The 14,065-nt window shown below is 48.4% G+C and carries 14 protein-coding genes and 1 CRISPR repeat array; of the genes, 7 read left to right on the top strand and 7 right to left on the bottom strand.

The window, feature by feature from the left end; all coding sequences use genetic code 11:
* The first annotated feature begins 97 nt into the window (after positions 1–97).
* Both ACM1PF_RS24320 and ACM1PF_RS24325 read left to right on the top strand, forming a co-directional pair.
* The gene (locus tag ACM1PF_RS24320) at positions 98–349 is read left to right on the top strand and encodes a hypothetical protein (protein ID WP_416667961.1); all 252 of its coding nucleotides are present in this window, start codon (positions 98–100) and stop codon (positions 347–349) included.
* A 169-nt stretch (positions 350–518) separates the two neighbouring features.
* On the top strand, positions 519–1,166 hold the full coding sequence (locus ACM1PF_RS24325; protein ID WP_416667964.1) for a hypothetical protein: 648 nt from the start codon (positions 519–521) through the stop codon (positions 1,164–1,166).
* Between the two features lie 19 nt (positions 1,167–1,185).
* On the opposite strand, the gene ACM1PF_RS24330 is transcribed toward ACM1PF_RS24325, so the two are convergent.
* The 4 genes from ACM1PF_RS24330 to ACM1PF_RS24345 all read right to left on the bottom strand — a co-directional run bounded on the left by ACM1PF_RS24330 (position 1,186) and on the right by ACM1PF_RS24345 (position 3,655).
* Positions 1,186–1,482, bottom strand: a complete 297-nt coding sequence (locus ACM1PF_RS24330; RefSeq protein ID WP_416667967.1) for a hypothetical protein — start codon at positions 1,480–1,482, stop codon at positions 1,186–1,188.
* Positions 1,482–2,117, bottom strand: a complete 636-nt coding sequence (locus ACM1PF_RS24335) for a hypothetical protein (RefSeq protein WP_416667970.1) — start codon at positions 2,115–2,117, stop codon at positions 1,482–1,484. Before ACM1PF_RS24335 ends, ACM1PF_RS24330 begins: the two co-directional genes overlap by 1 nt.
* Before the next feature lie 104 nt (positions 2,118–2,221).
* The gene (locus ACM1PF_RS24340) at positions 2,222–3,151 is read right to left on the bottom strand and encodes a hypothetical protein (RefSeq protein ID WP_416667973.1); all 930 of its coding nucleotides are present in this window, start codon (positions 3,149–3,151) and stop codon (positions 2,222–2,224) included.
* 291 nt (positions 3,152–3,442) lie between these two features.
* The gene (locus ACM1PF_RS24345; RefSeq protein ID WP_416667975.1) at positions 3,443–3,655 is read right to left on the bottom strand and encodes a hypothetical protein; all 213 of its coding nucleotides are present in this window, start codon (positions 3,653–3,655) and stop codon (positions 3,443–3,445) included.
* A 339-nt stretch (positions 3,656–3,994) separates the two neighbouring features.
* Here ACM1PF_RS24345 and ACM1PF_RS24350 point away from each other — a divergent pair, with 339 nt between their 5' ends.
* Positions 3,995–4,561, top strand: a complete 567-nt coding sequence (locus ACM1PF_RS24350; protein ID WP_416667978.1) for a tyrosine-type recombinase/integrase — start codon at positions 3,995–3,997, stop codon at positions 4,559–4,561.
* Positions 4,562–4,686: 125 nt separating this feature from the next.
* Positions 4,687–5,307 (top strand): DUF732 domain-containing protein, encoded by a 621-nt coding sequence (locus tag ACM1PF_RS24355; RefSeq protein WP_416667980.1) that lies wholly within the window; start codon positions 4,687–4,689, stop codon positions 5,305–5,307.
* A 269-nt stretch (positions 5,308–5,576) separates the two neighbouring features.
* Positions 5,577–8,058: a CRISPR direct-repeat array (repeat unit 36 nt; unit sequence GTCCCCACTCGCTGGGGAAACTAATTGAATGGAAAC).
* 65 nt (positions 8,059–8,123) lie between these two features.
* On the opposite strand, the gene ACM1PF_RS24360 is transcribed toward ACM1PF_RS24355, so the two are convergent.
* A complete protein-coding gene (locus ACM1PF_RS24360) occupies positions 8,124–8,648 on the bottom strand; it encodes a M23 family metallopeptidase (RefSeq protein ID WP_416667982.1) in 525 nt (174 codons plus the stop codon).
* 152 nt (positions 8,649–8,800) lie between these two features.
* Positions 8,801–9,397, bottom strand: a complete 597-nt coding sequence (locus tag ACM1PF_RS24365; RefSeq protein WP_416667985.1) for a thermonuclease family protein — start codon at positions 9,395–9,397, stop codon at positions 8,801–8,803.
* 86 nt (positions 9,398–9,483) lie between these two features.
* On the opposite strand from ACM1PF_RS24365, the gene ACM1PF_RS24370 reads away from it, so the two are divergent.
* The 3 genes from ACM1PF_RS24370 (at position 9,484) to ACM1PF_RS24380 (ending at position 12,915) form a co-directional block, all read left to right on the top strand.
* Complete coding sequence (locus ACM1PF_RS24370) at positions 9,484–10,176, top strand: hypothetical protein (protein WP_416667987.1); 693 nt, start codon at positions 9,484–9,486, stop codon at positions 10,174–10,176.
* Between the two features lie 24 nt (positions 10,177–10,200).
* Positions 10,201–11,952, top strand: coding sequence for a galactose-binding domain-containing protein (locus ACM1PF_RS24375; protein ID WP_416667990.1), 1,752 nt, complete (start codon positions 10,201–10,203; stop codon positions 11,950–11,952).
* 183 nt (positions 11,953–12,135) lie between these two features.
* Complete coding sequence (locus tag ACM1PF_RS24380) at positions 12,136–12,915, top strand: hypothetical protein (RefSeq protein ID WP_416667993.1); 780 nt, start codon at positions 12,136–12,138, stop codon at positions 12,913–12,915.
* Positions 12,916–12,978: 63 nt separating this feature from the next.
* Here ACM1PF_RS24380 and ACM1PF_RS24385 read toward each other — a convergent pair whose 3' ends face one another.
* Positions 12,979–13,524, bottom strand: coding sequence for a hypothetical protein (locus ACM1PF_RS24385; protein WP_416667996.1), 546 nt, complete (start codon positions 13,522–13,524; stop codon positions 12,979–12,981).
* Positions 13,525–14,065: the final 541 nt, after the last annotated feature.

Here is a 14,065-nt window from a genome sequence, read left to right on the forward strand (position 1 = left end):
GAATGGATAAAAGCTTATCAAATTTTTCAGCTTATGGATGCCTATGGATGCCAAATGAAGCCATAATTTAACCACGGATGCTTTTGGGTAAAATGAGATGCGTGATTTGGTAACGGGTGAATTGCCACGAAAAGACGAACGAATCTCGGTTCCGTTTGACCTGGAAACATACAAACGTCTTGAGGAGTTAGCTTCTCAGGAGGAGCGTCCGATCGCCCGTCAAGTAACACTATTGGTCAAAGCTGCCCTTGAATTAATGGATGAGCAGGACTTTCATTTAGTCGCGGGCAAGCTGAGAAAGGTGTCCTTTGACCCTCTAGATGCTGATGAAAAGAGCGATAAAAGTTAAGTTTGCTTACATTTGAGACAAGGTTTTCTCACCGATCAGCGTTGATCTAACTGAGGTTCCGCTGTCCTGTCCTGTGTAAGACAGTGCAGTAAGTCAGTAACCTCCATCTCCCACCAGGCAAGCGATTTCGCTATCTTGTCCTACATAAGACAAGACACAGGACAGGATAATGACCACGGAACTCGATTCATTCACCATCAAAGATTTTGAGTCTCGCTACGGTGTGACGCGATCGAACATCTACAACCGCATCAGCGGACTGAGAGACAAGGGCTATTACATGGAGCCAGAAAAGCAGGGCAACCGAGCGGTCTACAATGCCGATCAACTTGCCTTCATGGATCAATTGGATCAGCACATTAAAGGGGGTGGAGCCACTGCTGAGTTTCCTGCCTTCAATGAACCTACTCAACTGTCCTACCGTCCTACAGGACAACCCCAACCGTCCTACAAGACACAGGACACCCCATCCACTGAACTGGCTCCCATGACCTTCGGCATCGCTTCTATGATTGATACGATCGCCTCCAAGGTGGCAGATATCATCAACTCCCGGCAGTCGGTTCCAGTTGAAATCCGCCTACCTGAAAATATGCAGCAACCTGACCCGCTTGCCCACCTGCGTTCCCTCCAGGAGGTTGCCGATCGGGATTGGTTATTATCTACCTCACAACTGGCTCCCCTGCTGGGACTCAAAAGCTTGCCGGGGAAAGCAGTCTTCGATCGCTATGGGTTCCGCTTCACCAAAGCCGGAAAAAACGGGTCTGAGACTGCCTGGAAGGTCAGCAGGCGATCGGAGGAAGAGAGTAGTAATTGAGGGTAAATCGTAGAGACTTCTACAATCCGTGAAATAGGTGGCTCAGGAATTCTCCAGCACTTTCTAGCAACCTACCGATTAATCCAAACAAACCTTTCCCTGTGACTTCATCCACAACACCCTCTAAAGCTGTGATGATTGCATCCGCTGAACCACCAGCTTTCTGGTTTTCCGCTTCAGCTTGCGATTCCGCTTCAGGCTGCGGCTCGTCTTCAGGCTGTTTGAAGCGCGATGCAATGAGTTCATCAATACCGTATGCACCCAGGCAAAAGAGCAGAAAGCCAAATACTGCGATCGCTAAGTATTTCATAAGCATTAAGGTTCTCTAACCTCAGAGTGCCCCTCTGCATAAAAAACTACCGCAGGCTCAACGGCAATGGACTGCTGCCATTCTTCTAATGCCAATTGGACGATATCCTCAACTGATTTAGAGAGGCGATCGCTCCCCGTTAAGCTTTGATAGAGTTCAGCATATTCTGGTAGGGTGTAGCGTTTGCTGTAGCGACTGCGGGTTTTGCCCAGATAGAAAAACAGTTCTGGTTCTGTTGGCTCCGCCGATGATGGGAATTGCCATACCTGTGCCCAAGCTAATCCTTTCACGGGTTCTGGCAAATAGGTTCTACCTGGGCCACCAAACTTCCGCCTGGGATGAGGGAGCAGCAACATTAACCGAGGTCTATAAACCCCTGGATACAGAGGAATGACTTCAGCACACTGATGGGTCTTCTCAATCTCATTCCGATCCTTGTGCAAACCATATTGGGTTGTTGTCGTTCGTCCCACTTCAGCCATGCGCTCATCAAAGCTCAAAATCTGTGATCGAACGGTCAGAACATCGGCTTTCTGTTCTGGGGATAGGGGTTCCAGCAGCTTGAGGAGAGATGAGGGAGGTGGAATGACCATTGGCAAAGACTTTAAACGACCAAGGGATTCATAGTCGCTGCCATTCATCCTTTCTGCAAGACAGAAAGGCGAGCAACAAAATCATGGCTACCGTTCTAGCACTTTTCAATTTTTCCCATATTCAAAGTTAATGCATCGGCTACCCTCAGCAGCTAATCCTTGGCTTTAGTTTTTTCTCCACGTCGGTTTAAACTCCAACCCACAAGGCCTGCTACGGAACCGGAACCCACAGTCAATCCAAGCAGTTCCTTCCAATTGGCCGTGAGAAATCCCCGTAGAGAATAACCCCAATTCGCTTTAACATTTCTGGCATCTCTAAATACCTCTACTTCTACCGGGCGTGTTACTCCCAGTTCTGGAACATTTAAATCTAACTTAGCTTTAACAACTATCAAATGTTCTCCAGGTTTAAGAGGTCTGACTTGCCAGATCCATTTGCCAGGTAGCTCACTGGTCACGAATTGTTCACCACCTCTTACTTCAAGAACATCAAATACATCAGGACTAGCGACCAGTTCCATGTTCACGCCAGACGGGTTAAACCGGACACCAGAGAAGGTGGTGATCTCTCCCTGCCCTTGAGCCTCTTGTCTAATTTTCTCAGTAATTTCTGGAGCCACCCCAGCTTCAATAATTTCTGCCTTTCCAACCTGCATCTCTTGCGGAATATTATGATAGACCTCGCCCAAAGGAAGTCTTTCGAGTCGCCTGCGAATAATTGAAGCAGCATCAAGCTCTTCATCAGGCTCTTCAGTAAACTCTGGGCTTGGCACAGATGGCGGTGGGGGAGGAGGCTCCTGCGCTTCAGGTGCCATCCCTTCTTCATACCCTGCAACAGGCGTTGGTGATGCATCCTGCCGTTCAATTGGACTAGGTGATTGGGAGACGGATGGTTGTGGAAAAGGCTCTTGTACTACTGGGGGATTATAAGGTTCCGGCTCTAGCTCATCATCCCCTGGAGCACTTGCAGAAGGAGCATCAGCGGGAGCATCAGTAAACGCCGTTTCTCCGCCACCGCAAGCAACCAAAGTAGTGGAAAAACCAAATAGCACCAGCAAAAATAGTGCAAGATTTTTATTCATAAGGCTCTCCTACTGCAACGGAAATCACTTACACACATTGCAGATATAGATAAAAAATCAACACCGATTGAAGCTTTGTTGATTTCACTCAAAGCCAAATTTTGAATCAGCTTGTGATCACGTCAAGCGACAAAAAAGATATCTAATAGTGCTGAGCCAAACTTCTAACCTATCTGCACCCTATACTTCAAAGACTTCCTGAAAAAACAAAGCTTTTACTTACAATTAAAGCAACCTTATATGTCTTACAGCACCTAACAAAGATTAGGGATATGTATTACAAAACGTAAATCATGTTCCCGGCAACTGCTGCCGCATCGCCTGCACGATCGCATCTAAGTTCTGTAACTGCCGCTTCACCTTCCCAAGTTCATCCTCTGGTTCTGGGGGAGAGAGCTTTTGTTTAATTGCATCCAATAACCACTCCGATCGCGCCTCTGCATCTGGGGGCAGTTGGTCGTAAATTTCGGTGGGGACTCTGAAGGTAATGCGTGGATTTGGCATGGTGACAACTCGGTGACAAGGGTAGTGGCAGTGGTGACAGCAGTGGTGACAACCTGAACCAGGGTGGTGACAGCAGGTGGTGACAGCAGTGGTGACAGGGGGTGACACAAGCTGAAACATTCTGGTGACAGTATGCCCAGACTACCAAAAACAGCTTTCTATAAACCAAACTTATGAATTAACGAGAGAATCAGGGTTTTAGCCGCTTTAAGCACTCAAATATTGATAAGTTGTACTTAACCCGAATAAGTTCATTTGTTCAAATAACGACATACCAATACTTTAAGCGTGTTACATGAACAAACTATAATTTGTTCATGTACATCAGCAAAATTCCCTGTGAAAGTCGATCGGCACGGTCAAGCAAAAGTTCTTTCGCCTGATGAAGCGCAGCAACTCTTCAACGCCTTCACTACTAACCGCGATCGGGCGTTGTTTGGCATTTGTCTATTCACAGGTTGCCGAATCAACGAAGCCTGCACCTTACTGACGAACGATGTCTACGACACTGCGGGAGTCAGAACTAAGATCACTATCCGCAAACAACACACCAAGGGCAAGCAAGAAACCCGACAAATTACCACTCATCCCAGCCTCAAAACCTACCTGGAAGCCTATCAGGAGCAGGCAGGCAAACGGTATCTCTTCCCTGGTCGGCATCGACGAGGACACCTCAACCCCAGATCCGCCGATGCAATTCTACGGCAGGTGTGCGATCGGCTCCACCTGGAAGGCATTAGCACCCACAGCTTCAGACGAACTGCCCTCACCCAGATGTCATCAGCAGGCATTCCATTGCGCGTGATTCAGGAAATCTCTGGACACCGCAGCCTCCAAGCTCTCCAGAAGTATCTTGAAGTGTCTGAACAGCAGGTAGAGCAGGCGATCGCTGTGGTGGGGTTTTAGGGAGAGAAATTTAGTTGTTTTGAGTGTAGTAAAGTTTTATACAAATCTTTCACGGTTGACTGCTAGTAAAGCTAGAACGGAATCAGGGTGCTTCTTGCCATAGAGCGTTTTAAGGGGGCACAATCATGTTTAGGAATCTCTTCATTGCTTCAATCGCTGCAACTGCCGCACTGACCCTCACTGCAACCCCAGTTCAAGCGCAGTATAACCGAGCCGAAACCGACTTTTTAAGTACCCTTGCAAGTGAACTGAACGCAGGTGGTTTGCATCGTGATGCTCGGCTTGTTTTCAATTCTCTAACTTATCAACGGGATGCGATTGATATCGGTTATTTCGTCTGTAATCGATTTCGCTACGGTGAAACTCCCTCCAGTCTGATGAACCAATTGAGAAACCGCGATTATGGGATTGATCTACCCATCGTCGCTCATGCAGTTACAGTGTCAGCCGCGACTCATCTCTGCCCAGAGTTTTCTTACTTAGCAAGTCAATCCATGCGGCAACCAGACTACTACTCGCCAGATCAATCCTGCACCTACCGCCTTAGACCAGACACCAACATTCGATCGGGCCCTTCAACCACATCGAACGTGATTGGGAATGAATCTACAATGCTTAGTCGAACAATTCAGCTTCACTCGTCTGAAACAGGTAGAGATGGTAATCAATGGAGCTGGATTGGTTATCAGGGAAGTGATGGTAGAACCGCAGGATGGGTGCGATCGGATTTTGTGGTTTGTGATTGAGCCGTATCAACACCAGAGATTAATCGAATGTCCGGTGAAGCAGGTTCCAGTGTCGATAGTGGTTTGGGGAAGATGAGAGATTTGACGTTTGCGAGGCTGGGGCAAAATGGCTGGAAGGCTGATTCTTTGGTTGGGAGCCTCGATGTCCTGTGGGGCAAGGATTTCAGGGATTTGAGCAGGGAGTTTTGGAGGGATTTGAGGGTGATTTGGGATGAGCCTCGCAAATGGGGTCTGGACATCCGATGGGGGATGGGTTTCAATAGGGGGGAGTCCCCACTCGCTGGGGAAACTAATTGAATGGAAACTAATGTTCATGAGGATTCCTAACTCTCTTACATGCCCTGTCCCCACTCGCTGGGGAAACTAATTGAATGGAAACCCTTTTGGTTTCTTTACATCTCGAAGACTGGCTTGTAACGGTCCCCACTCGCTGGGGAAACTAATTGAATGGAAACCTCTCTCACGGTGCTAGGCATTTGGGCAATCATCGGTCCCCACTCGCTGGGGAAACTAATTGAATGGAAACCTAATTCCCGTCCAGCCTTGAAGCCGACGCTTTGCATCGTCCCCACTCGCTGGGGAAACTAATTGAATGGAAACAAGGTAACCGAAAACCTATTAGAGGCCGTATACGCCATTGTCCCCACTCGCTGGGGAAACTAATTGAATGGAAACCATCAGAGCTTGTAGCCTGGCTGGATTCCTACCCACGTGTCCCCACTCGCTGGGGAAACTAATTGAATGGAAACTGCGCGGATAAGCTCCTTCGGGTCAATAGTTCCGGAAAAGTCCCCACTCGCTGGGGAAACTAATTGAATGGAAACAAGTAAGTAGCAATACGCCCATTCTTTAACTGAGCCCCTTGTCCCCACTCGCTGGGGAAACTAATTGAATGGAAACCCCGAAGCCGAAGCATTGCAACGGGCCATTGATAATGTCCCCACTCGCTGGGGAAACTAATTGAATGGAAACGCTTTAAATTGAGGCACAATCGGGTTAATGAAGATCTGGGGCCCCACTCGCTGGGGAAACTAATTGAATGGAAACGATACCAATGAGCCGGTATTGCCAAGGTAATACAAATTCCAAATGTCCCCACTCGCTGGGGAAACTAATTGAATGGAAACACTCACGCTGCACACGGTCATTCTGCTCCCTGAACTGTCGTCCCCACTCGCTGGGGAAACTAATTGAATGGAAACGTTCTACCTGAGTTTCTTGCTGGCAAAATCGACCAATGTCCCCACTCGCTGGGGAAACTAATTGAATGGAAACGCGTTCAGCATTGGTCATGGGTCGATCGCCTATTGGTGTCCCCACTCGCTGGGGAAACTAATTGAATGGAAACATAATTAGATTCACATTGTTCGTATGAGCAATCGATCGCGTCCCCACTCGCTGGGGAAACTAATTGAATGGAAACTCACAGACTTGTTTGGCAGTTCCTTCTTTAAGAGCAAAGTCCCCACTCGCTGGGGAAACTAATTGAATGGAAACACACCGATCACCCCATTCCTGGTTGCGATTTTTAACCATTGTCCCCACTCGCTGGGGAAACTAATTGAATGGAAACCAATGGCAATACCTTTAAGAATAGATTTGCTCATTTGCGTCCCCACTCGCTGGGGAAACTAATTGAATGGAAACACCTGTGTGTTAGATGTGTTATCACCGACTCAACTGTCCCCACTCGCTGGGGAAACTAATTGAATGGAAACCAGATAACGGGGTCAGACGACGAGACAGGTGCCCTGTCCCCACTCGCTGGGGAAACTAATTGAATGGAAACTCGACTAGCAACTTAAGGGTAGCGATCATGTGTGCGAGTCCCCACTCGCTGGGGAAACTAATTGAATGGAAACCTCTTCGTCATTTGCTGCTTCGACAATCTTGTTAACACAGCAGTCCCCACTCGCTGGGGAAACTAATTGAATGGAAACTGCCCATTGAGAGCACCATTCTTCCACACAAAGCCAGGTCCCCACTCGCTGGGGAAACTAATTGAATGGAAACCAACCGTTAGCGCCCCAGCGATGGCTACTTGCAGGAGAGTCCCCACTTGCTGGGGAAACTAATTGAATGGAAACGCAAACCCGTCAAGGATAGCTTGATTCAGCGCAGCAACGTCCCCACTCGCTGGGGAAACTAATTGAATGGAAACATTGGTGTAGCCGATCAGCGGATTCAAACTTTACTGGTCCCCACTCGCTGGGGAAACTAATTGAATGGAAACACCCTCAAACAACTCAACCGAATAACCAGAACCACCCCGTCCCCACTCGCTGGGGAAACTAATTGAATGGAAACTCGTCATCTCCTTTTGCCGCTGTTAGGACAGACAGCTGTCCCCACTCGCTGGGGAAACTAATTGAATGGAAACGCGCAAGAATCGATCGGCTAACCCTCCCTTCCCTTCGTGTCCCCACTCGCTGGGGAAACTAATTGAATGGAAACCGGCTACGTCCAGACATGTACTCTTCATACTTCAGTCCCCACTCGCTGGGGAAACTAATTGAATGGAAACGCCTGTAAGTAGTCTCCTGATGTTAGGGAGTACACCAAGTCCCCACTCGCTGGGGAAACTAATTGAATGGAAACTTCATTGAATCCAGTAACGGTAATTTTTGTGCCGTTCCAGGTCGTCCCCACTCGCTGGGGAAACTAATTGAATGGAAACTCGTCGCTGCGGCATTCCCCAGCAATGCCGCCTTCACAGTCCCCACTCGCTGGGGAAACTAATTGAATGGAAACATCTGACAATTACTTTGCAAATTCAAGTCACTCCATAGAGCAAAAATTGTCTCAATCTCCAGACTTCACTCATACTGTGCCACCCTCGGTATCTCCACATAGTCGATCGGATTCACGGCTCCCCCTTCAGCCAGATGAATCTCAAAATGCAGGTGTGGCCCGGTTGAATACCCTGTACTCCCCACCTCCCCGATCGCCTGCCCTTGCGCCACTGCTTCATTTTGGTTAACCCAAATCCGGTTGAGATGGGCATACCGAGTCAGCGACCCATCCGCATGGCGAATCTCGATCAGGTTGCCATAGCCGCCCTGATGCCATCCAGCGAACACGACCACGCCAGCCGCCGAAGCCTGCACCAACGTCCCAATCGGGGCTGCAATATCAATTCCCTGGTGTAGCCTGCCCCATCGCATCCCATAGCCAGAAGTCAAGGTTCCTTGAGTTGGCGTTGTATAGACAGGGAGTGGGGCTTTGATCTCAACTTCAGGCAAATAAGTCGTTGGATGGGCTAATGGCGGAAGCTCCTGGGCACGGACAGTTGTACTGATGACAATACCCAGCAAAAAGGCTGCAATGAGCGATCGATTCATAATGGTGTGAGGAAGTGGAGTAGCCCTCACCTATTGCCCAGTTGCGCCGCCATTCAACCGTAGATCTATGGAGGGATTACAAACCCCAATAGAAGCCAAAAAGTATTCCCGTGAAATGGAGTAACTCGCATTTCGCAAACACCAACAAAATTTCATCGATTCATCTGCCGAAACTCCCAAGGACGCTGATACTCCCCACTCCAAACCCCCAGACCTTCCTCCTGGGCGATCGCCTCTGCCAGCTTCATTGGCTCTGGGTTGGGACAAGAATCAACGTACTGCGGGTACACATATGCCATCCCAGCCAATAGCATTTCCTCTTGAAGTGATTTCTCCCCAGTTGGCAAGAGGGTAAAGACTTCAGCCACCATGCGTCCGTAGCGATCGCGGTCAGTCTGCATCAGCAAAACTCGTCCACCCGCCGCATCGATTAGCTGCTGTAGATAGGTGGTTGCCTCGGCTCCCCAGGGCTGCGCTGCCTCCGGTGCATCAATGCCGCAAAACCGGACTCGCTCCTCTCGTCCCCCAGAACGCACTACGATTGAATCCCCATCACTGACTCGTACAACCTGCCATTCCTCACTTTGTTCAGGAGATGATAACAAAGTTGTTCTGGGGGAGGGAGCAGGATTATCGTAGTCTGGGCGATCGGCTTGGTTGCGCTGCCACTGCTGGTAGCCCTGGAATCCAACTAACCCCAGCAAGCTGATGCTAACTACTACCGAAAAACCATTCTGAAGCCGCTTCATTCCGTAAATTCCTCGATGTTTCCCAGGGGAATTGGTGAATAGGTTCCCCTCAGTAGTAAGTTTTCCCTCAATTGAGGAGTGAATCTATGGCAAAAAGAATTCGTGTTCGTGCCTGGTTGGGGCTGTTGCTCGGTACAGCTACCATCGTCTCATCTTCCCTACCTGCCGCCGCTGCCCCTCCCCCCGATGTGTTCAAAGATGCCAGGGGGAATGTGTACGTCATTGGCTCCATCGCCCAAACCCTTGCCTCTGATACCAGTGCCAGAATTCAAACCGATCAATCGTTAACCCGTCGCGTTCGGGCTGGCTACTGCGGTGAAGTGCGGCTGGCGACCTCTTCCACATTACCCAGCATTGGAGACTCCTGGACAATCAATGGACAAACTCGCACCCGTGCAGCCCTGCCTTCCATCACCAGCCGTGAACTTCTCCCAAGATGCTCTGGTAATGCCTTTGCCCCTGCCTTAGATGCCAGCATTACCACAGCCGGGGGCTACATCGACAATACCGCCTCGGTTCCTCGCGTCTTTTTGGTCGGCTATAGCCCAGGCATCAGCTATGACGTAGACTTCAACGATGTCAACTCCTCCCAGGCAGCTCGTCCAAATCAGTGTGGTTTCTATCGCCTCTCCAACACAGAAGCGAATCCCCTACCCTCCACGTTGACCATTAGCGGCACAAACTACACCGTGTCTTCCCTGACCGTCGCCGATCCACCCCTCTGCCAGCGGGGAAGCAGTGGTCAGTATGTCCGCTACAACCCGATGTCCTGGAACTAGCAATTGCACAAAGGAGAATAAATCATGAATCATTGGCGATCGTTCACTCTGGCGATCGCCCTCTTTTTGTATGTTGTTATGGGCAGCCAAAGAGGGCAATCTCAGAATTCCATCAGCCCGATCTACACTCAGTCGTCGGTCTACGGTTCCGTCACCCCTGGTAATGGAACAAACCTGAATGACACCATTGGCAGCACTGGAACAGGAACTAACCATACCAGCGCATCCTGGATTCAAGCCGATCTGGGTTCAGCGAAAACGATTTCAGCCGTGTTGGTTGGAGGGGGCAACGTGTCCGGTTGGGGATCGATCGCCAGCTACCTCAACAACAGTCAAATCCAGTGGAGCAATGACGGACAGAATTGGGCAACCGCAGCTACCATTTCAGGTGTAACCGATTCAGGCTCCAATCAATTCCGGCAATTCACCTTTACCCCAGTCGCTGCACGATACTGGAGAATCCTGCGATCGGGCTACCTGTCCACCACTGAGTTTCAATTCACCGAAAGTACAGAACCGCCTCCCCCTCCCCCTCCGCCAGCACTGAGTTATACCCAGTCCTCAATCTACGGTTCCGTTACCCCTGGCAATGGCATCAACCTGACTGACACCATTGGTACAACTGGGACAGGAACTAACCATAGCAGTGCATCGTGGATTCAAGCGGATTTGGGTTCTGTAAAAACTGTTGCAGCCGTGTTGGTTGGAGGGGGTAATGTATCGGGTTGGGGATCGATCGCCAGCTACCTCAACAATGCTCAAATCCAGTACAGCAACGACGGGCACAGTTGGATAACCGTAGCAACTATTTCAGGCGTAACTGATTCAGGCTCCAATCAATTCCGGCAATTCACCTTTACCCCAGCCGCTGCACGATACTGGAGAATCCTGCGATCGGGCTACCTATCTACTACTGAATTCCAATTCACTGAAGACGCAGAATCGCCGATACCCGACCCTACGCCTACGCCTACTCCAACCCCAACCCCAACCCCAACCCCTACTCCTACGCCAGAACCAACCCCTACTCCCACTCCAACCCCAACTCCAGAACCCTCTCCAACACCCAGTCCCTCACCCTCACCCTCTCCAACTCCTAACCCTTCACCCTCCCCAGTCCCCACCCCAACCCCCGGACAAATCCAGGTCTTTCGAGATCCTGACGATCGCCTTTACATCACAGGACTGAACAGTGAAGAGTTCATTCGTGTTCTCTACCAAAACCAATTCCGCCGCGTCAGCGTTCGCCCCAACTCCAATCGCTGTAACCTCGTTCAGTTTTGGAATACCAATCGCTTCAGCCTCTACAGACAAGAAGGCATCACCATCTATTTGCCCTCTGGAGGCACAATCAATTTCAATCCCGACAATATTGCCCAAACGACCAGCCAGGTCTGCATCAATGGTGCGATTCAGTCTGGACTCACCTGGACACAACTCGGTTCTGGGGTAGAGGCGATCGGGGCAGAAATCGAGGGCTGGAATCGGTATTACAGTGAGCAAACCACCTACATGATCCTGGTGCGAGGATTGCCATCTCAAGGAGCCTACGCTACTGACCACACCCCAGCTCAACGCTTTGGTAAGGCAAACACCTGCGGCATCGCCCGATTTAGCAACACCGTCCGGTACGACAACAGCAACTTAGGGCGATTCACCTTCATCCGCGTCCAGGATTGGGCTTCCGAGGCTGGTTGGTTTAACTGGAGTAATCTAACGGTCTACAGTGCGCCACCCTTGTGTCGTAATGGGGTTTTGTATCTGCCTGCTGAGTGAGTAGGCGCAGAGGAAAGAGTTTAGCAATCAGTTCAATCTTTTGTTTCTTGATCGGAAGATTAAGAAAGAAATAACTAATCTCGGTTGGATAAATTTGTCAACTATTATATGGGTAGATCACTACAGAAACTGAATTCCCCAACCTTGGGCTTAGACGCTTCATTGATGCCAAGGAGCTTTATCATGAGCGAGTTTTATAAGTCAGAGAGTTTACTAATATTACTTTTTCTGCTTTTAATACTTTGGGTTGGAGGACCCAAAGCAGTTGAGCTAGTCGAACGGATAATTCAAGTCCTATCAACTCCAGTAACAGAAACCATCCCATCCTCACCTGAGAACACTTCAACTCCAGTAACAGAAACCATCCCATCCTCACCTGAGAACACTTCAACTCCAGTAACAGAAACCATCCCATCCTCACCTGAGAACACTGTTGAAAAATATTTTCAATTCATTAAGGAAGGGGAAACTCAAAGTGCATGGAATATGTTGCCAGATTCAGTTCAACTAAGTAGACTGGCAGGTGGTGAAGATGGCTATACTACTTGGTGGAAGGGACTCTCAAACATTAATTTCAAAATTGAACCCATCTCACGAGCTAATGATAAAAGCATCGTTATTGTAAACCTTACTTACAACAATTCAGATGGAACGTTGATGTTTGACAAAAATCGTTTTGAGCTTTCCTATGACTTTCAAGAAGGAGATTGGAAGATAGACAACATTCTGAATGCTAGACAGGTAAGTGGTAGTTTCGTCAGAATTCGTTCAGGATCAGGACAACAGTATGAGGTGATAGGGATTGTTAATTCTAATGATTTAGTCTGGTTGATTGAAATTTCTCAAAATCCTGATAGTTCTGGGAGACGCTGGTACGAGGTTTTATATCTAAATGATAACTATGAGGTGCAAGGATGGATAAGAAGCGATTTTATAAAGAGACTCTCGCAGGAGAGTGTTTAGAAATGAAAGATACAGAATACTAAATTTCTATTCTCATTCCATCTAAAGCACAGCTTAACCTCATCAGTGAGGTAGAATTATACGATTAAACCAATCATCGCATGAACCAGAGTATCTATCAGTTTGGACACTCAACCGTTTTCCTGTTGGCGTCTCCATGTCGAGCCAAATTCCACAAGTTTTCTGTGCATCAGGATACTCTGGAAATCTCATCTCGAAAGTAACTTCCAGATACAAAGGAAGCCCCCCTCTGCTAAGAAAATTACTGGTTGTAGCAATTGTTGCTTCTACTGGAACAGTTTGTGAGGGAAGAGCACCAAGACTGGGCAATGTAACAGATGGGAAAAAACAGGAACCTACTGCGTACTCTATTTGGGTTTCTAAATTTTCATAAAGATACTGAGGCGATTCTTCACTAGAAACTGTCAATGTGCATCTTCCATAGCCTCGCCGTACATAGTAAGTCCCCGTCGTGATATTGCGAGCAATGTTGACTCGATAAAGATCCATTGTATCTTCAATATCACTATCTTCGCTGACACTGGGGAAAGCAGCAGCACTCCCGTTGAAGATCAAAAAATTAGCAAGGAGAAAAGCTATTTTCTTCATGATGAACCCTCGAAAAGGAAAGTTTTTGAGATTTGTTGCTATGCCTCATTTCATTAGTTTGCTATTTTGACTGTTGCCAGCAGCTATTTCACAATTTCCAGCACGTTATTGATCTGGATTTGCCTTGCTTCTATATTCAATGGGTACCCCAGTCTGAGCGTTCGTGCAGTCATTTCCTCCGAAAAGAAGTTGGAACCAACAAAGTTATGGCAAGTAGCCCAGTAAATTGGATAGGAGCTCATGTTGTATCCAGACCACTCACCACCTGGGTTTAGTAAATGAACGTAATATCCACTAGAATCAGGAAAAATGTAAGCAGGCCTTGTCGTTGAACAGTAGACATAATTTATCTGCGATGGTTCAAAAGTAGCAGGTCGTTCACCACCATGCTCCCAAGATCGACTAGCCAACTCCACTGAATAAAGAGTCCCACGACTTCCTTCTCTCAACACCGTTTTCTGAGTTAACCTATTCTCCCAACAGTGACCCATATGGCATCTACCTGGTAGGCTGACCTCAGCCAGTGCTGGTTGAGCAAGTA

Origin of the sequence: Egbenema bharatensis FJBBOT/2019, from assembly GCF_048077055.1 — a bacterium.
Classification (GTDB): domain Bacteria; phylum Cyanobacteriota; class Cyanobacteriia; order Elainellales; family Elainellaceae; genus Egbenema; species Egbenema bharatensis.